The organism is Bradyrhizobium sp. URHD0069 (genome assembly GCF_000701345.1).
Classification (GTDB): domain Bacteria; phylum Pseudomonadota; class Alphaproteobacteria; order Rhizobiales; family Xanthobacteraceae; genus Bradyrhizobium.
In genome coordinates this window covers 113,563-139,913 of sequence record NZ_KL370776.1, presented here as the reverse complement: position 1 = coordinate 139,913, position 26,351 = coordinate 113,563, and the positions used below count along the sequence as shown (strand labels likewise).

The following is a 26,351-nucleotide window of genomic DNA, read 5'->3' as shown; positions in this document are numbered from 1 at the left end:
CTAACGGACCGTCACCGGCGCCGGCAGCGGCGGCACCATGGTCGGCTGGGTGCCGGGGACGGGAGCGGCCGACATTTGCGCGGGCGCGCCGCCGGCAGGACCGGGCACCGACTGAGCGGAAGCGGTCGCGGTTCCCGGCGGCGGGCCGCCTGGACGCACCACCACGCGGGTACCCACCTTGACGCGATCGAACAGGTCCGAAACGTCCTCGTTCAGCATGCCGATGCAGCCCGAGGAGACGAACTTGCCAATCGTCGAGGGCTGGTTGGTGCCGTGGATGCGATAGACCGTCGAGCCGAGATACATCGCTCGCGCGCCCAGCGGATTGCCCGGGCCGCCAGCCATGAAACGCGGCAGATAAGGCTGACGCTCGATCATCTCGGTCGGCGGATGCCAATCCGGCCATTCCGCCTTGCGCGAGATCTTCTGCACACCCGTCCAGGTGAAGCCGTCGCGGCCGACGCGGACGCCGTAGCGGATCGCCCGCCCGCCACCCAGCACGTAATAGAGATAGGTGTTCGGCGTATCGACGATCAGCGTGCCCGGCGGCTCCTTGGTCGCGAACGCGACCTCCTGCCGGCGCAGGTTCGGTGCGAGTTCTGCAGGCGCGACCTCCGGCTGCTCATCCGGGGGCAGCGCGGAAAGCACCATCGGCCTGCCGTCGGCGCCCATAGGAGGCTGCCCATTTCCGGTGACATTGTTTGGAGCCCCGATGGCCTCGGGCGGACGAAGAGCGCGATCGTCCTCTCCGGGAGCGCGACGATCACCATTGCCGCGGTTCGAATAGATCACCGGCGGCGGTCCGTCGAGCCGGCCATAACGCGGGTCGTCGGGGGAAAGAATCGGACCGGTCGGTACGCCGCGATCGGAATAGACCGGCGGAGCGCCAGCGGGACGGCCATAGCGCGGGTCATCGGGAGAAACGATCGGACCGGTCGGCACGCCGCGATCGGAATAGACCGGCGGAGCGCCGGCGGGACGGCCATAACGCGGGTCATCGGGGGAAAGGATTGGACCGGTCGGTGCGCCGCGATCGGAATAGAGCGGCCGAGCGCCAGCGGGGCGACCATAGCGCGGGTCATCGGGCGAAAGCACCGGACCGGGCGGCGACAGCGCGGTCGAACTCTGCGCATTCGGCGCGTCGTCATCTTCCAGCGCGTCGAAATCCGGCTGGCCCGGAGCGCGCCGATAGTCTCCGGGATGGCCCGGCGCATAAGGCTGTGGCACCGTCGAATAGACCGCCCCGGGAGGTACCGGATAGCTTTGCGCCAATGCGAGGGAGGTTCCCGCCGCGCCAGCCGTCACGGCAGCACAGATCGTCAGAATGCGTTTGATCATCATCCCTCTTGCATAGACCCCAAGCCGCCACCGGACCGTTAATGGCCAATGGCCGAAGATAGCGGCGCATTCAAGACAAATTCGGCCAATTCGCGCCAGAACCCGCCATTTTGTGATGATCCGGGCGCGGCGTTGCAATGAAGCCTCACCGGGTCAGGAAACGGCTTTTAGCATGCGCGGGACCATTCACGCCGGAGATTTTTAACAAGCGCTGCGAATGCGTTGCGGTATTCTAAAAATCAGCCTGATTCGCTGCGCGCTGGCGGTGCCGCGGCGTCGCGAACGCGGCCAATCCAGTGTCACCGCGTTCCCGATAGCTCAAGAGCCTTCACAGAAACGTCATCGAAGGCGGAACACGCCCCTCCATGCTCCCCGGCTTCCGTTTCTTATTCGCCGCGATCGTATTGTCGATGTCGGTACTGGTGTTCGGGTTGGGCGTGGCAGCACTGCTGCGCGCGGCACATGAGGAATTTGCCAGCAACCCATCCTGGCATGCGCCCCCCGAAAGGAGGTTCGCGCAGCCGGTCGAAGCCACAAGACCGGCGCTGAGCATGCTGCGCGTCGATCCGCCGGCCACGGAGCAGAAGGCATCGGACGATCTTCCCGCGCTTGCGGCGCCGCTGGAGCCGGCTGCGATCACCTCCACGCCGGCCGAGCCTGAAAAGACCGCCGCGCTGGGGAGCGAGGATTCATCGCCGCCAGACAGCGCGAAGCCCGAGGCGCCAGTGTCGGAAAGTCCGGTACAGAGTCCGATACAGAGCGAAGCTGCGCTGGTTCAAGCCGATCCGGCGGCTTCCGCCGATACGCCAGCCTCCGACGTTGCTCACGCCTCGGACCACGAACCAAAGATCGCGGCGTCGGAACAACTCTCGTCGCCGGCACAAGTCTTGTCGCCGGCAAACCAAACCGCCCCGACTGCATCTGAATCCGCTCCGGCCACATCTGAACAGGCGAATGCGCCTGTTTCATCGGAGCCCGGCGCTGGCTCGGCGAAAATCGCCACGCTGGGCGGGCCGCCCGTCGTCGTTGAGACGCAGGCCCCGACCAAGACCGCCAGCGTGGAGGCCGCCCACGCACAGGGTGCCGACGCAAAACCTCACAGCAGCGCCACCAAGAAGCGCCTGCAGGCGCAGGCGGCGCAGCGCCGCAAGATGGCATTGCGCGCGCGTGCCGCACGACAGGCATCGCAGCAGCCGGCCGATCCGTTCGCCCTGCCGCTGGTCCAGCCGGCGGCGGCCGCACGCGGCCGCTGAAATTTCCTCGATCAAGCCGAACCGGTCGCGAGCGGCGGTCCGTCGGGCAGACCCCATTCGGCCCACGAGCCGTCATACAGCGCGCTGCCGCGCACGCCGAGCCGATAGAGCGCCAGCGTCAAGACCAGCGCGGAGACACCCGAGCCGCAGGTCGTCACGATCGGTTTTGTCAGGTCGACGCCTGCATTCGCGAAGGCTTTCCGCAAATCGTCGAGCGGCTTCATCGCGCCGGTCTTGGCGTCGAACAATTCCGCGTAGGGCGCGTTGCGGCTGCCGGGGATGTGACCGGAGCGGCGGCCCGGCCATGGCTCGGCAACAGTGCCCTCAAAGCGCGGGCGCGGGCGCGCATCGACCAATTGCTCGGCGCGCGTTGCGAGGTTGTCGAGCAATTGCTGTTTGCTGCGGACGAAACTCGGATCGAGCTTGGCCTGGAATTTTCCAGGCTTCGGCGTGACCTTGCCCGAATGCGTGGGTCGCCCTTCACTCAGCCATTTCTGCAAGCCGCCATTGAGCACCTTCACATCGCGATGGCCGAACGACAAAAACATCCACCATGCCCGTGGCGCTGCGACCCAGGTCCCGGAATCATAGGCGACCACCGTATCGCCCGAGGAGATGCCCAGCGCCGACACGTCGCGCGCGAACTGCTCGGCGTCAGGATACATATGCGGCCGCGGGTCATTGGGATCGGCAATCGTGTTGACGTTGAAAAACACCGCGCCTGGAATATGCGCGGCGAGATAGTCGTCCGACGGCAGCGGCAGCACGCCCGGCATCTTGTAGGACGCGTCGATGATTTTGATTTTGCTATCGTCGACGCGGGCGGCGAGCCAATCGGTGGAGACAAGCGGATCGTCGGTGGATGGCATTTTGGTTTCCGATCTTGGCTGGTGGTCCGTCGCCCTTCGAGGCCTTCGCTTCGCTGCGGCACCTCGGGGTGACGGAGCAGGAGAACGTCATCCCTGCGTGGCGGCTTCGCCGTTACCGCGGCTGCTTCGGCTCGAGCTTCTCGACCGGACCGCCGGCGTCGCGCCAGGCGGCGAACCCGCCGCCCATATGCGCGACCGGCTTCAATCCCATGTCCTGCGCGGTTTTCGCCGCCAGCGCCGAGCGCATACCGCCAGCGCAATGAAAGATGAACTTTTTTTCCTGCTGGAAGATCGGCTTGGCATAAGGGCTCGCCGGATCGATCCAGAACTCGAGCATGCCGCGGGTGCAGGAGAACGCGCCGGGAATTCGCCCCTCCCGCTCGATCTCGCGGGGATCGCGGATATCGACGATCACGACATCATCGCTTTTTGCGGCCTCGATCGCATCGGCGGCGCTCAACGTTTCGATCTCCGCATTGGCCTCGTCGATCAAGGCCTTGATACCGCGGTGAATGGTCTGGGGCATTAGTCTTACCTTCGGTTCTATAACGTTGCGGCGAGGACGGTCAGCTCCCTTCTCCCATCGGGAAGGTGAAGCAAAAATCGTGGCGGCGCTCCAGCGCCTACCGAACCAGTTCCTTCATCGCGCCTTCGAGACCTTCGATCGTGATCGGGTACATGCGTTCCGAAAACAGCCGGCGAATGATCGTGGTGGATTCCGAATAGTCCCAGTGGCGCTGCGCCACCGGATTGAGCCACACCGCGTGCGGATAGGTGCGCGTGATGCGCTCGAGCCAGACCGATCCGGCCTCTTCATTGACATGTTCGACGGAGCCGCCAGGCACCATGATTTCATAAGGCGACATCGAGGCGTCGCCGACGAACACCACCTTGTAGTCGTGTGGATATTTATGCAGCACGTCCCAGGTCGGCGTCCGGTCGGTGAAGCGCCGGCGGTTCTGCTTCCACACGCCCTCATAGAGGCAATTGTGGAAATAGAAATATTCCATGTGCTTGAATTCGCTCTTCGCCGCCGAGAACAGCTCCTCGACCTGCTCGATGTGCGAATCCATCGAGCCGCCGATATCGAAGAACACCAGCACCTTGACGGCGTTGCGCCGCTCGGGACGCATATGCACGTCGAGATAGCCGTGGTTCGCAGTCTCCTTGATCGTGGTGTCGAGATCGAGTTCGTCAGGCGCGCCAGTGCGGGCGAATTTGCGCAGCCGGCGCAGCGCGATCTTGATGTTGCGGATGCCGAGTTCGACGTTGCCGTCGAGATCCTTGAACTCGCGGCGGTCCCACACTTTCACGGCGCGGAAATTGCGATTCTTCTCCTGGCCGATGCGGATGCCTTCCGGATTATAGCCTTCCGCGCCGAACGGCGAAGTGCCGGCGGTGCCGATCCACTTGTTGCCGCCCTGGTGCCGGCCCTTCTGTTCTTTCAAGCGCTGGCGCAGCGTCTCCATGAGCTTGTCCCAGCCCATGGCCTCGATCTGCTTCTTCTCTTCTTCGGTGAGATATTTCTCCGCGAGCTTCTTCAGCCATTCGGCAGGGATGTCCGCCTTCTCCATGGCGTCGAGCAGGCTCTCCAGTCCTTTGAACACAGTGCCGAACACGCGATCGAACTTGTCGAGATTGCGCTCGTCCTTCACCAGCGTGGCGCGCGAGAGATAGTAGAAATTCTCCATCGTCTGCTCGGCGAGGTCGGCGTCGAGCGCCTCCATCAGCGTCAAATATTCGCGCAAGGTCACCGGGACCTGGGCGTCGCGCAGCGATGTGAAGAATTGCAGAAACATAAGGTACAGATTGCCCACCGGACCGTGCACGTCAAGGCCCTGCGTCGCAGCGCTGGGTACGTTTAACGCCGGAAGGCGCCGGCGTTTTTCAAAAGACACGCCTGACAGCCTAGACCTGCCGGGTTTTTCAATTAGAATTGAGCCGACAAGGCTTTCAGCGGGGCACTATCAATGACAATTTTGGCGGTACTCGTGATCGGTGCGATCGCCGGCTGGCTCGCCGGCCTGATCGTGCGCGGCGCCGGGTTCGGGCTGATCGGCAACATCGTGGTCGGCATCATCGGCGCGCTGGTCGCAAGTTGGCTACTGCCGCAGCTCGGCGTCAGTCTCGGCGGCAGCGCGGTGCGCGACATCGTCAACGCCACCATCGGCGCGGTGATCGTGCTGGTCATTCTCTCGCTGGTCAGACGCGCCTGATAACGCTCTTCATCCCCGCAATGACCGCCGAGCCGGCGGTCATTTCCTGTTAATGCAGACGCGCACGTTCGCGCTCAAGAATAAACAACAAGGCAAATGCTCGATGAAATTTACCGGCACCAAAGACTATGTCGCCACCGATGACCTCAAAGTCGCCGTCAACGCCTCGATCGTGCTCGAGCGCCCGCTCTTGATAAAGGGCGAGCCCGGCACCGGCAAAACCGTGCTGGCCGAAGAAGTCGCCAAAGCGCTCGGTGCGCCGCTTCTGACCTGGCACATCAAATCCACCACCAAGGCGCAGCAGGGCCTTTACGAGTACGACGCGGTGTCGCGGCTGCGCGACAGCCAGCTCGGCGATGCCAGAGTTTCCGACATCGGCAATTACATCAAACGTGGAAAATTGTGGGAAGCCTTTACCCATGAGAAGCGCCCGGTGCTTCTGATCGACGAAATCGACAAGGCCGACATCGAATTTCCCAACGATCTTCTGCTCGAGCTCGATCGCATGGAGTTCTTCGTCTACGAGACCGGCGAGAACATCAAGGCGAAGCTGCGCCCGATCGTGATGATCACGTCGAACAACGAGAAGGAGCTGCCGGACGCGTTCCTGCGCCGCTGCTTCTTCCACTACATCAAGTTTCCCGATGCCGAGACCATGAGCCGGATCGTCGACGTGCACTTTCCCGGCATCAAAAAACGCCTGGTGGCAGAAGCCTTGAGGATATTCTTCGAGGTGCGGGAAGTGCCCGGCCTGAAGAAGAAGCCGTCGACGTCGGAGCTGCTGGACTGGCTCAAGCTCTTGCTCAACGAGGAGATGACGCCGGAAACGCTCAGGGAGCGCGATCCGCGCAAGCTGATCCCGCCGCTACATGGTGCGCTGTTGAAGAACGAGCAGGACGTGCACCTGTTCGAGCGTCTCGCGTTCTTGAGCCGAAGAGAGGTTTAGCGCCTTTCCAGTTCGGTGGCTTTATCCTTCGAGACGCATCGCTTCGCGATGCCCCTCAGAATGAGGTCTCGAAGCCTCCAGACTAGCCAGCTGCTGATCCGACCGCTGCGGCCTCCGGCGCGCTGCGGCCACGGATCAGGTCCGACGCCTTGTCGGCGATCATCATGGTCGATGCATTGAGGTTGGCCGAGATCATCCGCGGCATGATGGAAGCATCGATCACGCGCAGATTTTGTAAGCCGTGCACCCGCAGCTGGTCGTCGACCACGGCCCATGTGCTGTCGGCCGGACCCATGCGGCAGGTGCACCCCGGATGGAACGTCGTAGTCCCGCGTTGCGTTGCCGCCGCCAGAAATTCGTCGTCGGTCTGCACGTCGGGTCCGGGGAAATCCTCGCGCTCGTAATAGCGGGCAAGCGGCGCCGACGAGAGCAGGCGCCGCGCCAGCTTCATGCCAGCGACCACGACGCGGCGGTCGAGCTCTGCGACCAGATAATTGGTTTGAATGATCGGCGGCTCGAACGGATCGGCCGAGCGAGCACGGACATGGCCGCGGCTTTCGGGCCGTTGCTGCCAGGACGCGACCGTCATGCCGGGTTCGGTTTCGAGCTGCCCCTGCACGCCCTCCGCGTAACTCGCGGGCGTAAACGTCAGTTGCAGATCGGAGCTCTCGGTGGTTTCGCCGGAATGCCAGAAGCAATAGACCAGCGTTGGCGAGAGCGACAGGATTCCCTTCCCCGTCGCCGCCCATTTCATCGCCTCCATCACCAGATGGAGGCCGCGGGCGCGCTCATTGATGCTCCTGGCGTTCTTGACGCGCGCGGTCGAGCGCGGCGCGTAATGGTCCTGCAGTCCCTCGCCGACGCCTGCAAGCGCGTGGCGCACCTCGATCCCGAGCGACCGTAGCAAATCAGGCGATCCGACGCCGGACAATTGCAAAAGCTGCGGCGAATTGTAGGCGCCGCCGGCGAGAATGACCTCCTTGCGCGCACGCACCTCGGCGGCGACGCCACCCTTCCCTCCTTTGGCATAACGCACGCCGATCGCGCGTTTTCCCTCGAACATGATTCCGGTAGCATACGCGTGCGTGCGCACTTCGACATTCGGCCGCTTCATCGCGGGGCGCAGAAATGCGGTCGCCGCGCTGACGCGCCTGCCCCTGTGGATCGTTCGCTGGGCATAGGCGACGCCCTCCTGCGTAGAGCCGTTGTAATCGGGGTTGCGGGGTATGCCGAGGCTCATCGCGCCTGCGATGAAGGCCTCGCAGAGCGGATCCTTCCAATCGATATCCGTGACGGTCAATCCGCCGTCCCGGCCACGGAACGCGGCATCGCCATCGCCGACGCGCCGCTCAAGCCGCCTGAAGTAGGGCAGCACATCAGGATAGCCCCAGCCGCGATTGCCGAGCTGCGCCCAGGTGTCGAAATCCTGGTGCTGGCCGCGATTATAGATATGGCCGTTGATCGAGGATGAGCCGCCGAGCGTCTTGCCGCGCGGCGCGTAGATGCGCCGGCCTCCGGTCCAGGGGCCGGGCTCCTGCGAGTAGCACCAGTTGATGCTCGTATTGTAGAAGGTCTTGATGAAGCCCGCCGGCAAATGGATGTAGGGATGCCAGTCGCGGGGCCCTGCTTCGAGCACGCAGATGCTGGTCGTAGCATCTTCGCTGAGCCGATTGGCGAGCACGCAGCCGGCGGAGCCTGCGCCCACGATCACGTAATCGAATGTATCCATCACACCAATTCCGGCAGCGGCGACACGCTACCGCGGCTTTTCATTCAGTTGATAGTCGAGATGCGCCTTCACCGTCGGCCATTCGCCGGCAATGATGCTGTACACCACGGTATCGCGCAGCGTTCCGTTCGGCGCGATCTGATGGCTACGCAGGATGCCGTCGAGCTTGGCGCCTAGTCGCTCGATGCCGCGCCGGCTCGCATGATTGAAGAAATGCGTGCGGAATTCAACCGCAATGCAATCGAGCTTTTCGAATGCATGGGTGAGCAACAGCAATTTGCACTGGGTATTGAGGGCGCTGCGCTGCACGCGTTTGGCATACCAGGTCGACCCGATCTCGACGCGCCGATTTGGCGCATCGACGTTCATATAGGTCGTCATGCCCGCGATCGTGCCGTCAGCATCGAAAACCGTCCATGGCAGCATGGATCCAGCCGCCTGCAGCCCAAGTCGGCGATCGATCTCTTTCCGCATGTCTTCGGCGCGCGGAATGAAGGTGTACCAGAGCTTCCACAGCTCGCCATCCTTCACCGCCTCGATCAACCCCTCGCAATGCTCCTGCGACAGAGGCTCAAGCCGCGCGTGCGCGCCACGCAGTGAAACCGGTTCAAGCCAGGCCATTATGCACTCCGCTCCTCAGGTCGTCATTGCGAGGAGCGTAGCGACGAAGCAATCCAGCCTTGCTTCGCGGCTTTGGATTGCTTCGCCTTGCTCGCAATGACGAAAATTGGCATTTGTTGTCGCAGGTCACTTATTCAGGAAATTCAGCGGCAGGCCGGGGCGCGCCCAGTCCATCGCAATGAGTTCGCCCTTGCCCGATAGCGTGATGTAGGCGGTCTTCAGTTCGGGGCCGCCGAAGGCGATGTTGGTGGTGAGGCGGTCGCCGGTCGGCACCTGCTCGACGATCGTGCCGTCAGGCGCGATCACCGAAATGCAGCCCGAGATCAGCGTCGCCACGCAGACATTGCCGGATGCTTCCACTGCAAGCGAATCGAACATCTGGTAGCCGCCGAGCCCTGCGATCGGCTTGCCGCGTTCGCCGCGATAGATCACCTCGCGCGGTTTGACCTGGCCCGGCGCGGACAGATCGAACGCCCACAGCCGCGCCGTCGGCGTCTCCGCGACGTAGACGGTGTTTTCGTCCGGCGACAGTCCGATGCCGTTCGGAGACAGCATACCGAATGCGCCTTCGACGATTTCCTTCATCCCGGGCTTGATGTAGTAAAACGCGCCGACATCCATATCGCGCGCGCGGCGCTTGCCGAGATCGGTGAACCACAGCCCGCCATGCCTGTCGAACACCAGATCGTTCGGCCCCTTCAGCGGATGCTCGTCGCACTTGTCGAACAGGGTTTCGATCTTGCCGGTTGCGAGATCGACGCGCTGGATCGAGCCGCCGATATATTCATGCGGCTCCGGCGCGCCCGGCATTATGGCGCCGCGTGACGGGATCCAGCCGAAGCCGCCGTTGTTGCAGATATAGCATTTGCCGTCGGGTCCGATCGCCGCGCCATTGGGACCGCCCGGAATTTCCGCGACCACCTCCTTGCGCCCGTCGGGCCAAACCCGCGTCAGGCGCCGGCCGCGGATTTCGACCAGCACCACCGATCCGTCCGGCATGACCACCGGCCCTTCCGGAAATTGAAGATCGGTGGCGAGTACGCGAACATTCGACATGAAATCCTCCCGGGCTATTTGTTTGCAGGCGGATTTCAGTGTCGATCGCCCACGCGCAACGATTTCGTTGCGCGATGTTATGGCAAAGTCGATATCGCTTGCCAAGCAATCACGCGCCAGGAACCACGCAAGTGGATTCTATCGCAAATTCATTTAGCGCCTTCCTTTGCCGGCGCCGGATTATCCTTGGCCGGCGGTGCGTCGGCCTTCCTCTTTTGATCCTCAGCCGCCTTCTGCAGGGCGGCGACCGTGCTTTTCAATGCCTCGATCTGCCGGTTGGCGGCATCGAGCTTCTGTTGATGATCGCCGCTGAGCTTGGTAATCGTCTTGTGCAGGAAATCGACATTGCTCTGCAGGCAACTGGTCCGCCGCTCCATGGTCTTTTCGGCGGTGCAGATTTCGATGCCGGGAACATCCTGGGCTCGCGCGTCGGCGGTTGGCAATGTTGAAGGGGCCAAAACAGCCGACACCATGAGAGCGATCCGGTGAATCATGGAAATCCTCAATTCAAGTATTTTTCATCACATCAATTTGCGAAGAGCCGGCGCGGGAGGCCAAAGTTACCACATTGAAACCTCATTCGCGCGTTGAGGTTTTGCGATAACACCCGAGCCAAAGCAAGGGATGGGGATGCAAGGGTGAGGAACGCACCGCGTCACCCGCTTCTGTTACGGAGAAACAAAAAAATGGCAACGCGCGAACGACGTCTGGCCGAATTCAATGGAGAAGGAGAGCCACCCCCGAATCTACCGGTGCAGGTGCTATGCGAGGATCACAGCGGAACCTATCAACTGCCGTTCGCGTGCCGCTGGGTGGATGGCGCCTGGCGCAATAACGAGTCCGGCGGCACCGTTGAGGCGACAGTGGTCGGCTGGCGCCTGCGCACCGTTTCCGATTCAAAGGCGCGCCCCTAGCGCTGTGTCAAAATGCGACGGAAGTCGACCGTATGTTAAGGTTCGGAACGCGGACAGAACGAACCGCGTCCGAATCAGCTGTTAGGGCCTGTACTCCGCTGTTCACCGCTAGATGTCGGCCTCAGTCCGATACCGCGCACCACATCCAGCACAGTTGAAGCGCACCGCAGCAAGCGGCCGACGAAAAACGTTAATTCCTCCGGTGACGACACCTCACTACTTCCAGAGCGTCACCGGCGGGAACCTCACTGGCCGCGCGGCCGCGATGCCGAAGCAGGAATCTCGCGAAACAAATTCGCCCGTCACTTCGAGCTTCCGGATCGGTCCGCGTCGCGGACCGTCCGACGAAGCAGCGGAGATGGAGAGGAAGCGCGCTCTCCAGATCTTGTGCTATTTCGAGCGGATCGGCGCGTCCTTCAGTCCGTTGTTGTCATAGGCCTTCCGCAGCACGCCGTTTGATGTGGCATCCGTCATAAATTTGGTCACGAACGCCAGCGCCAATGGATGATTGAGGGGCACCGCCACCGCGGTGACGGTCTGCTTGAAAGTTTCATCCAGCACGCGGGTGCCCGGAATCTTTTTCGCCATCGCGTTGAGCTGGTCGCGCGACAGCGCGAAGGCATCGATTTCGCCGTTCTTCAACAACCCGAAGATTTCATCATAGGTCTGATAGCCCGTGACCTTGGCATTCTTCAGATGCGCGATCGCGCCGCGCATCGTCGTGGTGTTATTCACCGCCGCGACTTTGACACCGGGCTGATCGAGCGTTTGGAAATTCGTGGCCGACGAGCCCGCTCTTACGATATAGGTCGCGTCGGCAACCTCGTAGATCGGGCCGAACGACATCTTCGCTTCACGTTCAGGGTCTTTTGGCAGGAAGCTGACGTCCCAGGCGCCCTTCGACGCGGCGTCGACGATCTGCCCGGAGTTCTGATAAACGACATATTCGACCGGCAAACCGAGTTGCGCCGCCATCTCCTTGCCGAGATCGACCGGCACCCCGGCGTAACCGCCCGCGTCGTTTTTCGTCGACCAGAACGCGCCGCCGGCCGGGCTGATCGCGATCGCCACCCGCAACTTGCCGGAAGGTGCGATTTCATCTTTCAGTGCATCGGCGCTTGCAGGCACAGCCATCATGACAAAGACACCTAAAACGACGCCGGCGAAGCGCAGCAAAGATTGATTGGACATTGGATACATCCCCCACCTGCTCGCTTTTTGTTATCGAAACCTTCACCGACCATTGTGCTCGATTGCGGGAAGCGTTGGAACCCGAAATTCTAGGGGCGAGCCGAAATTTGTCAGGCGCCCCCCGGAAAAAATGCATCCAATTGGCCCTCTGCCAGGTTCCGGCGCAACAGCGCACTTGGCGAGGGTCGGCGAATCCCGCCGTCCGCGCATAGCCGTGAACAATGGCCGCAAGTTCTTCCGGTGCGATTACATCCTCCAAACGGGCAAAGCCGTCCGGGGCTCGTTCCGCCACGACATCCATCACGCGCTCGGGCCCACTGCTGCGATTGCTGCGGACGATCTCGGCCGTCATCGGCAACCTCTCGGCTTCATAGGCCTTGAGTGCCGCTTCGGGCGTCAATTCGAACAGCAGCCTCGCCAGACAACGCGCATCGAGGATGGCCTGGGAAGCGCCGTTGGAGCCGACCGGATACATCGGATGTGCCGCATCACCCAGCAGCGTGATCCGTCCCCGGCTCCACCACGGCAGCGGATCGCGGTCGCACTGCGGGTATTCGAAATATTGCGGCGTGGCTCGGATCAGCGCCTCGACATCAAGGAAGGGCAGCTGCAAGCGCGTGGCGAATTGCAGCACTTCTTCCAACCGGCCGGGCCGGGACCAGTCTTCGCGCCGAGGCGGCGGCAATTCGCCGGTGGCTACCTTGCCGTGCATCACCCAGTTCGTCAGCCGCGTCGCCGGCGTCCTTCCTTCGGCAATCGGGTAGATAACCAGCTTGGCGAGGAGGTCAGCAGTCATGATCATGACATCGCCACCTTCGAAGGCCGGCCATTCCACTGCGCCGCGCCACATCTGGACGCCTTGCCAGCGGATGCCGCCATCATCAGGATGCAACTGGCTGCGCAGGACGGAATGGATGCCATCGGCGCCCACCAGTACCGCGCCGCGCACCTCCGTGACCGTGCCGCCGGACAGGGCAAAGCGTGCCGTGACTCCGTCGGCGTCCTGCGCGGTGCCAAGCAGACGGTGATCGTTGCGCAGGGCGCCGTCCGGCAAGCGTGCCTTCACGGCGCGCCACAGGATACTGTGCAATCTGCCGCGATGGATCGAAACTTGGGGCGTGTCGTGGCCGGCCCAGAGGCCGCGCTTGCCGGCCCAAATTGTCTGTCCGCGGTGGCTCAGATAACGTAGCTCATGCGTGCGGATGCCCACACGGTCGAGCTCCGGCAGCAGGCCGAGCTGGGCCAGCCCGCGAACGCCATGCGGCAAGACGTTGATGCCAACGCCGAGCTCTTTCATTTCCGCAGCCGCCTCAAAGACAGTGCAGGGAATGCCGAATTGGTGCAGGGACAACGCCAGCGTGAGTCCCCCGATCCCCCCTCCCGCGATCAGAACATGCATGGCCTGATCCGCCGCGCGCGGCGCCGGCGCCGGGGCAGGCGTTGCCGCCTGTTCGCCTCGTGCCGCGGATTCATCCACTCTCCCGCGCTGACCCCCGGCAGCTCGCGCCGGCGAGATGAACCTCATTGCCCTCCGGCGCCATGCGGCGATGAATTCCGCTGGGGATTTGAGTGCGTTCCAGCCTCCGGTTTCTGAACTCGCATCTCCGAAACGCCTTCGGATCAGACCATCCACCGCTAAAGGTCCGGAACCACCCAGCACAAGGGCCGCAAGACAGGCGAGATACAGGACGTTGGTTTCATATCCGGGCTGCCCGAACGTTGCACCCGCAGCCGTCACCGCCATCAGCTTGATCGAGCTGAAACCGTAAGGCAGATGCACAGTGAATATGGCGACCAGCAAAATCGCAGCCATCGGTACACTCACCAGCGTGACGAAAGCACCCAGGGTGACTGCCAAACCTCCGAGTATTTCGGTCAACACGGTGATCCATGCGATGAAATGTTGTCCGGGCACGCCTATGGCATGCAGGATCGTCGCGAACGCCTCCGGACCCCTGGCGAGTTTGGCAAAGCCATGTTCCATGAAGCCGTACCCGACAATGAGGCGCAGCGGAATGGGAGCCCAGCGTGCCGCGGCATCCCATCGTCCCATTAGCAGCATTATCGCGCTTGTCTTGAAACTCATATCGACTCCGTCTTCGAAGAAATTGCGAAGGTGCGGCCGTGCTGTTGCTTCGGATCAAGCCGAAAGCGTCATCGAGACACCCTGGGAATTTCGCTGAGAAGACGGTTACGTTACGGGCTTCGAATCACTTTCGAATCACTTGGGCGTGACCCGTTGCACGCGGATTCCGAAGCCGGGGTCGAAACTCCAGCTTGCTGGTCGATCTGAGAAGTGGAGTTTTGATTCCGCAAAGACTCCGCGCCCGCCTTGGCGGACGCGGCAACTCATTGAATCAGTTCGCCTGCGCCGCGGGCACCTTGATCTCCTGTGGCAGGATGATCGCCGCGGCGATCACCAGAAGACACAATCCCGCGAAGGCATGCAGCATGGTGACGAAGCCGCCCTGCTCGTACAGCCATGCCACCAGGCCCACCGAGGCGCCGGCCGCGGTGAAGCCGACGAAATAGCGCACGGCATAGGCGCGGCTGCGCCATTCCTCGCTGGTGTATTTGCCGACCATGGCGTCGTTCACCGTCACCTGACCGAACACGCCCATCACGATGCCGATCGCGGCCAAAATCAGCGGCAGGTTCGACAAGGTTGCAGCCAAGTATAAGAATGGCGCCAGCATGAAGGACAACGGCAAAGACACGGTCTTCAGCGAATAGCGGTCGATCAGCTTGCCGATGGTGTATTGCGTCATCGCGCCGAATACATAAACACAAGCCGCGATCACGCCGAGCAGCGCCGGGCTTTGGGTGAGGTCGACCAGCCGCTCCGCGAACAGTTTCGGCAGCGCGACCGTGACCGCGTTGAAGGTGGTGGATACCGCGATCACCACGATCAAGAGCGCCACGATCACCCGCCACATGTCGTCTTTCGCCACCCGCGCCTGCGCTGCCGCCTGCTTGTGGCCCGAGCGATCTTCGTGAACCACGGTGCGCGCAAAGGCCACTCCGATCAGAACCGTGACGATGCCGGGAATGACAAAAGCCCAGCGCCAGCCGAGGTATTGGCCGATCACGCCGGTGGCCAGCGCCGAGGAGGCCACGCCGAGATTGCCCCAGACGCCATTGAGGCCCATCTCGCGGCCGAGACGGTCGGCGTAGGACACGATCATCGCGGTGCCGACCGGATGATAGATCGACGCAAACAGGCCGACCGACAGCAAGGCCGCCCCGAGCTGCAGCGGCGTCTGCACAAGCCCGACTGCGATCATCGAGGCGCCGATCCCTGTAAAGAAGATCACCATCATATGGCGGCGGCTCCAGCGATCGCCGAGCCATCCCGTCAATAGCGACCCGGCGCCGAACGCGACAAAACCTGGCGTGGTGTAAGGCAATAACTCCGAATAGGCCATGCCGAGCGCGGGCCCCATGACGATAACGGCGGCGGCGAAGATCAGCATCGAATAATGGTCGATAAAGTGGGCGGCGTTGACGAAACCGATCACCCGGGTGGGGTTGTTCATGGCGATTCCCGTAATTGCGCGGATGGGTTATAGATGCTTGTCCTGACGGGATGTGGCCAATGAGTATCGCCGAAACGCCAATCGCGGCCATCAGAGGGGGCCACCGCACCTCTGGCGATGGTGTCCATCTGGTCGCGCGGCATTACAGGAAAGGCGTCCGGCTCGACACCCACATGCATCGCGAGGCGCAACTGGTGTATGCCGCCAAGGGCACGATGCAGGTCACCACACCGAAGGGCCGCTGGCTGGTGCCGCCCGACCGCGCGGTATGGGTGCCAGCTCGGCTCGAGCATTCCATCGACGTGCTGGCCGATATCGAAATGCGCACGCTGTATTTCGATCTGGCGTGGCTGGCACGAGAAGCGCGCAGCGCCAGCCTGGAAGCGGAATTCGTGGTGCGGGTGTCGCGGTTGTTGCATGAGGCGGTCCTTGCGCTGTTCGACGGCCGCAACAATCCTGAACGCACCGGGCTTCTGATTGGATTGGCCATGCTCGAACTGCATCAGGTTGGGGATTCCGCGACCTTCATTCCGCTGCCGCATGAGCCGCGTTGCCGGCGCGCGGCCGACATTGTGCTCGGCGACCCCACGGCTTCGCACGAGATCGAGATGCTGGCACGCGAGGTTGGGACCACGGCGCGCACGCTGTCGCGGCTGTTCGCGTCGCAGACGCAATTGAGCTTCAGGAGCTGGCGCCAGCGCGCCCGCATTGCGGCTGCGATCGAGAGACTGTCGATGGAGGCCGATGTCTCGATCAAGCAGCTCGCCGCCGATCTCGGCTATGCCAGCGTGCCGGCGTTTTCGCATGCGTTCCGGCAGGTCACCGGCAAGACGCCGACGGAGTTTGCAGATCCCCGCTGGAGCTTGTCATCGGGCGGCGCTCGCGCCGACCCGTTGGCGGTGCATGATGGTTTTTCCGGGGGAGCCTGACGATTTTTTGCGCTGCTTGCCCGCTTGATTGTGATCCGCCCCGCCTTAAATTCATGTAACAATTAGGTCCGTTCTGGATTCGATTTGCCCGCCATGAACAACGCCTTTTTCTCGGACCTGATGACCTCGATTTCCGAGCGCGGCCGGACGCTGCTTCGCCGCGCGGGGTCATCCAACGCAAAACAGGATGCGTCCGGCCTGATCGAATTATGCGAAGCGCTGCTGTCAGGCCGGGGTGAAGCCTCCGGCACCGCGATGGCGCGCGACCTTCTCGATCGCTACCATCATCTCGACGAGGCTAGCCGGCTCTCGTTCTTCAACGCCCTGGTCTGCAACTTTGGTCCGGACCGGGAAAAGCTTTCGCAGGCGATCGAGACCTGGCGGGCGCAGCCGAGCGACGATGACGCCAGCGACCTGCACTTTGCTTCCGAACCGCGGCGGCAAGAATTGTTCCGTCGGCTCAACCGCGCGCCGGGCGGTACCGGCGAATTGGTGTCGATGCGCGCCGATTTGCTTCGCGCCATGAACAGCCACAAGGACCTCGCCACGCTCGACCGCGACGTCGCGCATCTGCTGGGCTCGTGGTTTAACAGGGGGTTTCTCGTGTTGCGCAGGATCGACTGGTCGACGCCCGCGAACATTCTGGAAAAAATCATCCGCTATGAGGCGGTGCATGAGATCCGCGACTGGGACGATCTGCGCCGCCGCATCGATCCCGTTGACCGGCGCTGTTACGCCTTCTTCCATCCCGCTCTGGTCGATGAGCCCCTGATCTTTGTCGAGGTGGCGCTGACCGAAGCCATCCCCGGCGCGATCGCGCCGCTGCTTGCCGAGGACCGCCAGACGGTGCCGATCGAGCGCGCCCGCACTGCGGTATTTTATTCGATCTCCAACACCCAGCGCGGTCTCGGCGGAATTTCCTTCGGCAGCTTCCTGATCAAGCAAGTGGTCGAGGAATTGCGCCGCGAATTGCCGAAGCTGGACAATTTCGTGACGCTGTCGCCAGTGCCGGGCTTCATGCGATGGCTGAAGCAGGCTCCGGATGTTCCGCTCTCGGACGAAGACCGGGCGCTGCTCGATCATCTCGACAATCCCAAATGGTCAGAGAATGCGGAGCTGACGGCGCAACTGCGTTCGCTGCTTGAGCCTCTCGCGGCCTATTATTTTCTCAAGGCGCGTACCCCGAAAGGCCGCCTGATCGATTCGGTGGCGCGATTCCATCTCGGCAATGGCGCGCGGCTGGAGCGGATCGACTGGGTGGGCGATCTCTCGCCGAAGGGCCTGCGCGAATCCGCAGGCATCATGGTGAACTATCTCTATCGTCTCGAGGACATTGAGAAGAACCACGAGGCCTACGCCAACCAGGGCGAGATCGCGGCTTCCAGTTCCGTGAAGAAATTGCTGAAGAACGAAGGCCGGCGACTACTGGACATGCGGCTGTCGTAGCGCCTTTGTCTGGCAAGGACGGACCAAATTCACATTTGTTGACTGCCACACCTTACGACGCCAGCGCCTTCATCTCCGCGTAGAGATCGGATTTTCCCTCAAACCCGATGCCCGGCAAATCCGGCATGGTGATGTGACCGTTCTCGACGCGAACGCCATCGGGGAAACCGCCATAGGGCTGAAACAGATCGGGATAGCTCTCATTGCCGCCAAGGCCCAGACCGGCCGCGATGTTCAGCGACATCTGATGCCCGCCATGCGGGACGCATCGGCTCGGCGACCAGCCATGGGTTTGCAGCATCGCCAGCGTACGCTGATATTCGCAAAGCCCGTATGACAGCGCGCAATCGAACTGCAGCCAGTCGCGGTCGGGCCGCATGCCGCCGTAGCGGATGAGATTGCGCGCGTCCTGATGGCTGAACAGGTTTTCGCCGGTGGCCATCGGTCCGGAATAGAATTCCGCCAGCGCAGCCTGGAGCTGGAAATCCAGGGGATCGCCGGCCTCCTCGTACCAGAACAGCGGATAGTCGCGCAGCATCTTGGCGTAGGCGATCGCTGTCTCCAGATCGAACCGGCCGTTGGCATCCACCGCGAGCTGCGCCTGGCTGCCGATTTCTTCGAGAACGGCCTCGATGCGCGCGCGATCTTCCGATATCGGCGCGCCGCCGATCTTCATCTTCACCACGTTGTAGCCGCGATCGAGATAGCCGCGCATCTCGCCGCGCAGCATCGACAGGTCCTTGCCGGGATAATAGTAACCGCCGGCGGCATAGACGAACACGCGTGGATTGGCCGTGCGTCCGTGACGCTCGGCGAGCAATCGAAACAGCGGTTTGCCTGCGATCTTCGCCACCGCATCCCACACCGCCATGTCGATGGTGCCGACCGCCACCGAGCGTTCGCCATGACCGCCGGGCTTTTCGTTCGACATCAGCGTCGCCCAGATTTTGTCCGGGTCGAGATTATCGGCGGCCTCGTCGAGCAATTTCTTCGGATCGGCCTCCATCAGCCGCGGCGCGAAGCGCTCGCGGATCAGTCCGCCCTGCCCGTAACGACCATTGGAATTGAAGCCGTAACCGACCACCCGCTTGCCGTCGCGCACGACATCGGTGACGACGGCAACCAGGCTCGTCGTCATTTTGGTGAAGTCGATATAGGCGTTGCGGATGGGCGACGAGATCGGTTTTGTGATTTCGCGGACGTCGATAATGCGGGCGGACATGGGGGATGGCTTTCGGTAGATGGCTCGGATTACTTACGCCGTCATTGCGAGCGCAGCGAAGCAATCCATAAGTGACAGCGTCACAAAAAAAGATGGATTGCTTCGTCGCAAGTGCTCCTCGCAATGACGACGGAACGCCTCAGGACACACCCTTGTCGCGGAAATACGGCTCGACCGGGCCGTGAACCTTGATAGTGAGCGGATTGCCGTAGCGATCCTTGGCGTTGCCGGCGGTAACGCGTACCCAGCCCTCGCTGACGCAATATTCCTCGACGTTGGTTTTCTCGATGCCCTTGAAGCGAATCCCGACGTCGCGCGCGAGCACCTCAGCATTGTAGTAGGGGCTTTTCGGATCGGTCGAGAGGCGGTCGGGCAGTTGGTCGGTCATGGTGTCGCTTTTCTCGTTCACAGCAGTGCCTCGATTTCTCGAAAGAGTGCTTCCGGTTTCGCGGTTGGCGCGTGTCGCGCAACGACCTTGCCCGAGCGATCGACCAGGAACTTGGTAAAATTCCATTTGATCGAGCGCCCAAGCAAGCCGTATTTCTGGTTGGTCAGATAGTTGAACAGCGGGTGCGCGTTATTTCCATTGACGTCGATTTTGGCAAACATCGGAAAGGTGATGGCGTAGTTGCTGGCGCAGAACTCTTCGATTTGTTTGGCGTCGCCCGGTTCCTGACCGCCGAACTGGTTGCACGGAAATCCAAGAACCGAAAAGCCGCGGGGACCAAGCGCCTGATGCAGCGCTTCGAGACCCCGATATTGCGGGGTGAACCCGCAAGCGCTCGCGGTGTTGGCGATCAGCAAGACCTGACCCTCGAACCGCTTCAGTGCCATGTCCTCGCCGGCAAGCGACTTTGCCGTGAAATCGTAAACGCCAGCCATCGTGTTCTTTCAGCCTGATCAGGAATTCACCTAGCGCGCGGGATCGACCGGTGCCGATGGCATCCCCCCGGCTTCGATCGCCTCGCCCGCCAACAGACACAGATCCTCACGGTAGCGGCCGGACACGACCTGAACGCCGACGGGAACCCTTCCCACCAATCCGGTGGAGACGGTCAATCCCGGAAGACCCATAAAGGGAATGGCGATCTGCGGCAGTTGCGCCCGCCATACCCTGGCAAACGAGGCGTCATCGCGCAGATCGAGGCCGTCGGCGAACGGCAGTTCAGCGGACACCGGCATCAGCACCACCGAATACGTCTCAAAGAACTGCAGCCATTCGCGCGTCAATGTTGCACGCCGCGTCAGCGCCTTTGAGAGCGCATCCGCGTCAAACGGATGGACCTTGGCTCGATTGCCGCGCAGGCAGGCGAGTGCGCCGGGATCGCCCTCGCGCTCGGCGGCAGCGAGCTGCGCTTCATAGCCATCGCCAAGCCATAGCTTGGTCTGAAGGTCGGCGGCCTCGCGCAGCGGCGGCGTCGTTTCGATCTCTTCGACCACCCATCCGGCGCGCTCCAGACGCTTGCCGGCATCCGCGACCGCCGCTTTCACCTCAGTAACCGTCTCGAGACCGTCGGGACGAAGACAGATCGCGGCCCGCTTCGGCGTGACAGGCCCTTCAAGCGGCGCCGGCACCCACCAGGGATCACGCGCGTCCTTGCCGCTCATCGCCGCAAGCGCGATCCGGAGATCGCCGATGGTGCGCGCCAGCGGACCGGATACCGCAGAGATCTGAGGGCCGATCGGGCGTTCGGGCAGCGAGGCATTGAAAGCCGCGATGCGGCCAACGGTCGGCCGCAGGCCATGAACGCCACAGGCATAGGCGGGATAGCGGATCGATCCCGCGATATCGGTGCCATGCGCGATATGCCCGATGCCCGCGGCCACCGCCGCGCCTGCACCGCCGGAGGAGCCTCCCGGCGTAATGCCCGGATCGCGCGGATTTTTGGTGTCGCCATGGATCAGGTTGGTGGTGAACCAGCGATAGGAAAACGCCGGGCAATTGGTGCGGCCGAGAATGACGGCACCAGCCTTGCGCAGGTTGTCCACGACGGGGCTGTTGCTGCGCGCAATGACGTCGCGCTGCAATTTAAGGCCGTTGGTGGTGGCGAACCCTTCCTGGTCGATATTGACCTTGATGGTCACCGGCACGCCCGCCAGTGGTCCCAAATCTTCGTTTCGCGCGATCGCCGCATCGATGGCGCCGGCCTGTGCCAGCACATCGGCCGGCCGATGATCGACGACGGCGTTGATCAACGGGTTGACCGCATCCAGCCGGGCCAGCGCCGCTGACGCCGCCTCTTTCGCCGAGATTCTCTTCGACCTTACCAAAGCAGCGATATCGGTAGCCGACAGACGCCAGAGATCTTCCATGGATAGCTCCGTTTGATTGCCGCTTGTAGCGCCGCGCGGAGGGCAAGGCCACCGGGAAAAGCGCCTGCTGGCTCCGGTCTAGCGCACGCGGGCGAGGAAATAAGCGAGGTCGGCGATCTGTTCTGCCGTGACCTGCGCCATCACGTCCGCCATCGAGCCATCGTAGCCTTGGCGGCTGTTGTCCTTGTACTCGGAAAGCGTCCTGGCCAGATAATCCTCGCGCTGGTTGGCGATGCGCGGGACGTTGTCTTTGCCGGAGAAGTCTGGATTGTGGCAGGCATCGCAGCGGTGTTGCCGCGCCAGCGCGTCGCCGCGCTGCATCCGCACGGGATCGCCAGCGTCGGCCGGCGGCGGGGGCTTGGGCAATTTGGCGATGAAGTCGGAGAAGGTCCTCAGATCGTCGTCGGTCAACGCCTTCGCTATCTCGTTCATCGGCTCGGAGGCACGCAGCTTTTCGCGAAACATGAAAAGCTGGATCAGCGTGTAAGGCGCCGGCTGCGCGCCGAGCGACGGCGTACTTTCAGTTTCGGACTGCCCCTTCTCGCCGTGGCAGGCGAGGCACGGCGCAATGCGCTGTTCGATCGTCTCGGCAGTTGCGGATGAAGCGGTGACGGCAAGCGCCAAAGCGGCAATTATCTTAATCATTGGCTCTCCCGTCATTGCGAGGAGCGAAGCGACGAAGCAATCCATGAGCTTGCTCGGACAGGCATGGATTGCTTCGCGGAGCCTGTCATCGGGCGCGCATTCGCGCGACCCGTTGGCTCGCAATGACGTGTTCTTTGTTACTTACTTCGCGGCGACCTTCGGCTTGCCGTAGGTCACCCGATAGACCGCGCCGTTATAGTCGTCGGAAACCAGCAGCGAGCCGTCCTTCATCTGCATCACATCGACGGGCCGGCCGATGTAGCTGTTGTTTTCCAGAAAGCCGGTAATGAACGGCTCCATGGATTTCATCGTGCCGTCCTTGTTCAACTTGATCAGCACGACGTCGCCGCCAACTTTCTTGGTCCGGTTCCACGAACCGTGACGGGCCGCGATGATGGCGTTCTTGTAGGCCTTCGGGAACATGTTGCCGGTGTAGAACCGCATGCCGAGCGCGGCAGAATGCGGGCCCAGCAAGCCAACCGGTGCGGTGTAGTCGCTGCAGGATTTTCCCCACCCGAATTCAGGATCGACGATATTGCCCTGCAGGCAAAAAGGCGCGCCGAAATGCTCGCCGACCTGGGTGATGCGATTGAGCTCGTCCTCGGGAACGTCTTCCGACATCCAGTCGCGGCCGTTGTCGGTGAAGTAGAGCTGCTTGGTTTCCGGGTGCCAGTCGAAGCCGACGGTCTGTCGTACGCCGCGCGCGATTACCTCGGCGCCGCTGCCGTCGAGATTCATCCGCCTGATCTGACCGTGTGCATCGCCATGCAGGACGTTGTTGCCGGGCTGCCCGACCGGAACATACAGCTTGTTGTCGGGCCCGATGGCGATGAACTTCCAGCCATGGGCTTCGTCCTTCGGCAGATCGTCGTAGATCATCGTCAGCTTCGGGCTGTCGAGATTATCCTCAATCTTGTCGACCTTGGAGACCTTCGAGAGTTCGGCGATGTAGAGCGTGCCGTTCTTGAACGCGATGCCATTGGGCCGATGGAGACCTGACGCAATCGTCTTGACCGATCGCTTGCCATCCTTGTTGGAGACGGCATAGACGTTGCCAACCAAGCGGCTGCCGACAAAAACCGTGCCCTTGTTGCCTTCGGCCAGCGAACGCGCGTTGGCCATGCCGGCGGCGTAAACTTCAATGTTGAAGCCCGGCGGCACCTTGAGCTTGGCGACCGGCACCTTGTCCGGAGCCGCCGCGATCGGCGGCGGCGCCACCGGGGCGAGCTTGGCTGCCGCTTCATTGCCCGCGGGCCGCCCGATCAGCGGTGAGCCCGGCGGAAGCGCCGGCGCGGCGGCGGGCGCCGGAGCAGTTGGCGGGTTGGCCGGTTGCTGCGCGGCCGCGCCCAACGTAAATGCGCCAAAAAAAGCGCCAGCGAGCAAGAGGCTGCGCGGCGCGCACGAGCAGATCATCATGGAAGTCCTCCCCTGAGTGGAAGCCCTTATCGTTGCGCGGGCAACTACGATGCCCGCGCCGGTGGCCTTCCTGAGCGGCAGTCTCCAACACTTTCCGGTTGCTGCGCAATAACAAAACACCTTCCAGTTGCGGCGCAGTCGGAAACATCTTGGCTATGCGAGTAACGCAGGGTTCATATCGAAGTTCCCCGACGTGCACTGGCACATTTGATATCTGGTCCTTCGGACCATCCCGGAATGCTTGCTCGTACTGTCAGTGTTTTGTGATGGGAATGTCAGAGAGGTCGAGGATCGCTTCGGCAAAGGGAAATTCCAGCACGATCTCGCCTTCATCGTCGGTCACTTCGATGGTCGCATTTAAGAGGCTGCGATCCGCGCCCTCGGTTTTCAGCAACTCCCGGATCATGGCGCGCGCAACCTGCCATGCGCGGTCGGGATTGCGCAGCTCTTCGCCTTCGGGATCGGAAATCAAGTCCTCGCCGATACGTGTGTTGAAAAAATACCTCGGCATAGGTCGAAATCCACTTAGGTTGGGGGCTCCAGTCGGGAGCTGATGACATCTCACAAGTTCTCTGTTCCGAATTCATCTGATGATGTCGAGCCCTCGCCAGCATCCGGATTGAGGGAAGTGACTTTGAAGCGATTGATCCGTCTTTGTTTTGACGCCAGATCGCACAAATATGTGAGTTCCCTTTGCGCTGCAGCATAAAAATATTGGGATACATGACCAAAGATTTCGCTGGCGAACTTTTCATTCCGAACTAACTTGTTCGTGAGGGTGGATTTAATCCGCTAACCGAGGAGAGAGCCAAAATGGCCTGGAAAACCCCAAAAATCGTCGAAGTGCCGGTCGGCATGGAAATCAACATGTATGCGTGCGCCGCCCGCAAGTAAGCGGCTGCGACAGCTTTCCGTTTCGACGTAAGGTGGATCAGGCATGACACGTTCCTGATGACGGGATCGTGCCTATTGCCGGCGTCCACCTTCGAAACGTGGGTACTCCAGGAGACGGATCATGCTTCGCGTCGTCGTCCTGGGCGCGGCGGCAGGTGGTGGCGTTCCGCAGTGGAATTGTGGATGTGCAGTTTGCCTGGCAGCGCGAACCGAGCATCCGGAGCTTCAAAGCACCCAGGCTTCGATTGCGATCAGCGCCGACGGCGAGCACTGGTTCCTGATCAATGCGTCTCCCGATCTGCGCCAGCAATTGATAGCAACACCGCAGCTTCATCCCAAAGCCGGTAAGCTTCGTCACAGTCCGATATCGGGCGTCATCCTGACCAACGGCGAAATCGATGCGGTCGCCGGGCTTTTGTCGATGCGCGAGGGCTGGCCATTCACGATCTACGCGCACAGAAAAGTGCTTGCGATCCTGAAGGCCAACAGCATCTTCAACGTGCTGAGCGAGAAGAACGTGCGGCGCGCCCCGATCGATGCGGACAAGACGTTTGTGCCGGCACTGCCCGATGGCTCACCGTCCGGCATTGAGATTTTGCCATTCGCAGTTCCCGGCAAAAGCGCCTGGTATTTGGAAGGACAGGTTCACCCGGCAGGGGATAACGGCGCCGGCGACACGCTGGGGCTTCGGATTCTTGAGAAGGCCACCGGGAAATATTTTTACTTTCTCGCGGCTTGCGCTGAAGTGACCGACGATCTCAGGTCGCGGCTTGCCGGCGCCCCCTTGGTCTTCTTCGATGGCACGGTGTGGCGCGATGACGAGTTGATCGCGGCCGGCCTTGGGAACAAGACGGGACAAGGGATGGGACATATCGCGATGTCAGGCGATACCGGCGCTATCGAAGCCTTGGCCGGCCTCAATATTGGCCGGAAGATATTTCTGCATGTCAACAACTCCAACCCGGCGCTGCTGCGCGCTTCGCCCGAGCGCAAGATAGCCGAGCGCGCCGGGTGGCAAATTCCCGCCGATGGAATGGAGATTACGCTGTGAATGTCATGACAGCCTTCTCGCTCGGTGGCAGCGCGCCCCTGGAAAGCGCCGAACAATTGGAAGCGGCGCTGCGCCATGTCGGCGCGACGCGCTATCACAATCTGCACCCGTTTCACCGGCTGCTGCACGGCGGCAAGCTGAACAAGGGACAGGTGCAGGCCTGGGCGCTGAATCGCTACTATTACCAGAGCACGATTCCGATCAAGGATGCCGTGGTGATCTCGCGCTTCCGCGACCGCGGCATCCGGCTCGAATGGCGGCATCGGATCGAGGACCATGACGGCGATCGCGGCACCGAAGGCGGCATCGAGCGCTGGCTGAAGCTGACCGAAGGGCTCGGGCTTGACAGCGCGTACGTGGAATCCACCGAAGGCATCCTTCCCGCTACACGCTTTGCGGTCGACGCCTATGTGCATTTCGTCCGCGACAAGACGCCGCTCGAAGCCATCGCCTCGTCGCTGACGGAACTTTTCGCGCCGAACCTGCATGAAGAGCGCATCTCGGGGATGCTGGCGCATTACGATTTCGTCAACCCCGACATCATGAGCTATTTCAGCCGGCGCTTGCAGCAGGCGCCCCGCGATGCCAATTTCGCGCTCGACTACGTCAAGGCCCATGCGAAGACGCCTGCGGAACGCGAGGCGGTTTGCAACGCGCTGATCTTCAAGACCAATGTACTATGGGTTCAGCTCGACGCGCTGTATCATGCCTATGTCGACGGCCACGTGCCACCGGGGGCGTTTGTTCCCGAGGAGAAGTAGAGGCG

26 protein-coding genes and 2 pseudogenes are annotated in these 26,351 nt (G+C 62.0%); 9 read left to right on the top strand and 19 right to left on the bottom strand.

Annotation, left to right across the window (positions count from 1 at the left end):
- Entirely contained in the window at positions 1-1,341 is a 1,341-nt protein-coding gene (locus N554_RS0132920) for a L,D-transpeptidase (protein ID WP_029587326.1), read from the bottom strand.
- A gap of 362 nt (positions 1,342-1,703) precedes the next feature.
- On the opposite strand from N554_RS0132920, the gene N554_RS0132915 reads away from it, so the two are divergent.
- On the top strand, positions 1,704-2,591 hold the full coding sequence (locus N554_RS0132915; protein ID WP_051677840.1) for a hypothetical protein: 888 nt from the start codon (positions 1,704-1,706) through the stop codon (positions 2,589-2,591).
- A gap of 11 nt (positions 2,592-2,602) precedes the next feature.
- Here N554_RS0132915 and sseA read toward each other — a convergent pair whose 3' ends face one another.
- The 3 genes from sseA to N554_RS0132900 all read right to left on the bottom strand — a co-directional run bounded on the left by sseA (position 2,603) and on the right by N554_RS0132900 (position 5,259).
- Entirely contained in the window at positions 2,603-3,460 is an 858-nt protein-coding gene (gene sseA, locus N554_RS0132910; RefSeq protein WP_029587324.1) for a 3-mercaptopyruvate sulfurtransferase, read from the bottom strand.
- A 112-nt stretch (positions 3,461-3,572) separates the two neighbouring features.
- The gene (locus N554_RS0132905) at positions 3,573-3,986 is read right to left on the bottom strand and encodes a rhodanese-like domain-containing protein (protein WP_029587323.1); all 414 of its coding nucleotides are present in this window, start codon (positions 3,984-3,986) and stop codon (positions 3,573-3,575) included.
- Positions 3,987-4,083: 97 nt separating this feature from the next.
- Positions 4,084-5,259 (bottom strand): vWA domain-containing protein, encoded by a 1,176-nt coding sequence (locus tag N554_RS0132900; RefSeq protein ID WP_029587322.1) that lies wholly within the window; start codon positions 5,257-5,259, stop codon positions 4,084-4,086.
- Positions 5,260-5,430: 171 nt separating this feature from the next.
- On the opposite strand from N554_RS0132900, the gene N554_RS0132895 reads away from it, so the two are divergent.
- Positions 5,431-5,676 carry a GlsB/YeaQ/YmgE family stress response membrane protein gene (locus N554_RS0132895; protein ID WP_029587321.1) on the top strand — a complete coding sequence of 82 codons (246 nt, stop codon included), beginning with the start codon at positions 5,431-5,433 and terminating at the stop codon, positions 5,674-5,676.
- 103 nt (positions 5,677-5,779) lie between these two features.
- Positions 5,780-6,622: an AAA family ATPase gene (locus N554_RS0132890; RefSeq protein WP_029587320.1), complete on the top strand. Its 843-nt coding sequence runs from the start codon at positions 5,780-5,782 to the stop codon at positions 6,620-6,622.
- A gap of 82 nt (positions 6,623-6,704) precedes the next feature.
- On the opposite strand, the gene N554_RS0132885 is transcribed toward N554_RS0132890, so the two are convergent.
- The 4 genes from N554_RS0132885 to N554_RS0132865 all read right to left on the bottom strand — a co-directional run bounded on the left by N554_RS0132885 (position 6,705) and on the right by N554_RS0132865 (position 10,522).
- On the bottom strand, positions 6,705-8,351 hold the full coding sequence (locus tag N554_RS0132885; RefSeq protein WP_029587319.1) for a GMC family oxidoreductase: 1,647 nt from the start codon (positions 8,349-8,351) through the stop codon (positions 6,705-6,707).
- Positions 8,352-8,378: 27 nt separating this feature from the next.
- Positions 8,379-8,972 (bottom strand): GNAT family N-acetyltransferase, encoded by a 594-nt coding sequence (locus N554_RS0132880; RefSeq protein WP_029587318.1) that lies wholly within the window; start codon positions 8,970-8,972, stop codon positions 8,379-8,381.
- A 126-nt stretch (positions 8,973-9,098) separates the two neighbouring features.
- Positions 9,099-10,028, bottom strand: a complete 930-nt coding sequence (locus N554_RS0132870; RefSeq protein ID WP_029587317.1) for an SMP-30/gluconolactonase/LRE family protein — start codon at positions 10,026-10,028, stop codon at positions 9,099-9,101.
- A gap of 149 nt (positions 10,029-10,177) precedes the next feature.
- Positions 10,178-10,522 (bottom strand): hypothetical protein, encoded by a 345-nt coding sequence (locus N554_RS0132865; RefSeq protein ID WP_029587316.1) that lies wholly within the window; start codon positions 10,520-10,522, stop codon positions 10,178-10,180.
- Between the two features lie 192 nt (positions 10,523-10,714).
- Between N554_RS0132865 and N554_RS0132860 the strand changes: the two genes are divergently transcribed.
- Positions 10,715-10,942, top strand: a complete 228-nt coding sequence (locus N554_RS0132860; RefSeq protein ID WP_029587315.1) for a hypothetical protein — start codon at positions 10,715-10,717, stop codon at positions 10,940-10,942.
- Positions 10,943-11,332: 390 nt separating this feature from the next.
- On the opposite strand, the gene N554_RS0132855 is transcribed toward N554_RS0132860, so the two are convergent.
- The 4 genes and pseudogenes from N554_RS0132855 to N554_RS0132845 form a co-directional block, all read right to left on the bottom strand.
- Positions 11,333-12,076 (bottom strand): ABC transporter substrate-binding protein, encoded by a 744-nt coding sequence (locus N554_RS0132855; protein WP_036054937.1) that lies wholly within the window; start codon positions 12,074-12,076, stop codon positions 11,333-11,335.
- Between the two features lie 244 nt (positions 12,077-12,320).
- Positions 12,321-13,532: pseudogene (locus tag N554_RS39310) on the bottom strand (flavin-dependent oxidoreductase); the annotation flags it as partial.
- A gap of 387 nt (positions 13,533-13,919) precedes the next feature.
- A pseudogene (locus tag N554_RS42805) lies at positions 13,920-14,186 on the bottom strand (DoxX family protein); the annotation flags it as partial.
- A 304-nt stretch (positions 14,187-14,490) separates the two neighbouring features.
- On the bottom strand, positions 14,491-15,669 hold the full coding sequence (locus tag N554_RS0132845; protein ID WP_029587313.1) for an MFS transporter: 1,179 nt from the start codon (positions 15,667-15,669) through the stop codon (positions 14,491-14,493).
- Positions 15,670-15,728: 59 nt separating this feature from the next.
- Between N554_RS0132845 and N554_RS0132840 the strand changes: the two genes are divergently transcribed.
- Positions 15,729-16,598 (top strand): AraC family transcriptional regulator, encoded by an 870-nt coding sequence (locus N554_RS0132840; RefSeq protein ID WP_051677853.1) that lies wholly within the window; start codon positions 15,729-15,731, stop codon positions 16,596-16,598.
- Between the two features lie 93 nt (positions 16,599-16,691).
- Complete coding sequence (locus N554_RS0132835; RefSeq protein ID WP_029587311.1) at positions 16,692-18,044, top strand: malonyl-CoA decarboxylase; 1,353 nt, start codon at positions 16,692-16,694, stop codon at positions 18,042-18,044.
- Between the two features lie 52 nt (positions 18,045-18,096).
- Here N554_RS0132835 and N554_RS0132830 read toward each other — a convergent pair whose 3' ends face one another.
- The 7 genes from N554_RS0132830 to N554_RS0132800 all read right to left on the bottom strand — a co-directional run bounded on the left by N554_RS0132830 (position 18,097) and on the right by N554_RS0132800 (position 24,151).
- Entirely contained in the window at positions 18,097-19,266 is a 1,170-nt protein-coding gene (locus N554_RS0132830; RefSeq protein WP_029587310.1) for a mandelate racemase/muconate lactonizing enzyme family protein, read from the bottom strand.
- A 139-nt stretch (positions 19,267-19,405) separates the two neighbouring features.
- Positions 19,406-19,654, bottom strand: a complete 249-nt coding sequence (locus tag N554_RS0132825) for a DUF3297 family protein (RefSeq protein ID WP_029587309.1) — start codon at positions 19,652-19,654, stop codon at positions 19,406-19,408.
- A 17-nt stretch (positions 19,655-19,671) separates the two neighbouring features.
- Complete coding sequence (locus N554_RS0132820; protein ID WP_029587308.1) at positions 19,672-20,148, bottom strand: glutathione peroxidase; 477 nt, start codon at positions 20,146-20,148, stop codon at positions 19,672-19,674.
- Positions 20,149-20,178: 30 nt separating this feature from the next.
- Positions 20,179-21,579 (bottom strand): amidase family protein, encoded by a 1,401-nt coding sequence (locus tag N554_RS0132815; protein ID WP_029587307.1) that lies wholly within the window; start codon positions 21,577-21,579, stop codon positions 20,179-20,181.
- Positions 21,580-21,657: 78 nt separating this feature from the next.
- Complete coding sequence (locus N554_RS0132810; protein ID WP_029587306.1) at positions 21,658-22,224, bottom strand: c-type cytochrome; 567 nt, start codon at positions 22,222-22,224, stop codon at positions 21,658-21,660.
- A gap of 141 nt (positions 22,225-22,365) precedes the next feature.
- Positions 22,366-23,637: a PQQ-dependent sugar dehydrogenase gene (locus tag N554_RS0132805; RefSeq protein ID WP_371259549.1), complete on the bottom strand. Its 1,272-nt coding sequence runs from the start codon at positions 23,635-23,637 to the stop codon at positions 22,366-22,368.
- Positions 23,638-23,893: 256 nt separating this feature from the next.
- Positions 23,894-24,151: a DUF6894 family protein gene (locus N554_RS0132800; RefSeq protein WP_029587304.1), complete on the bottom strand. Its 258-nt coding sequence runs from the start codon at positions 24,149-24,151 to the stop codon at positions 23,894-23,896.
- Positions 24,152-24,453: 302 nt separating this feature from the next.
- Here N554_RS0132800 and pqqA point away from each other — a divergent pair, with 302 nt between their 5' ends.
- The 3 genes from pqqA to pqqC all read left to right on the top strand — a co-directional run bounded on the left by pqqA (position 24,454) and on the right by pqqC (position 26,346).
- Complete coding sequence (pqqA, locus tag N554_RS36940; protein ID WP_009031067.1) at positions 24,454-24,534, top strand: pyrroloquinoline quinone precursor peptide PqqA; 81 nt, start codon at positions 24,454-24,456, stop codon at positions 24,532-24,534.
- Between the two features lie 121 nt (positions 24,535-24,655).
- Positions 24,656-25,585, top strand: a complete 930-nt coding sequence (pqqB, locus tag N554_RS0132790) for a pyrroloquinoline quinone biosynthesis protein PqqB (protein ID WP_029587303.1) — start codon at positions 24,656-24,658, stop codon at positions 25,583-25,585.
- Complete coding sequence (pqqC, locus tag N554_RS0132785) at positions 25,582-26,346, top strand: pyrroloquinoline-quinone synthase PqqC (RefSeq protein WP_197033827.1); 765 nt, start codon at positions 25,582-25,584, stop codon at positions 26,344-26,346. The genes pqqB and pqqC overlap by 4 nt, the downstream gene beginning before the upstream one ends.
- Positions 26,347-26,351 lie beyond the last annotated feature (5 nt).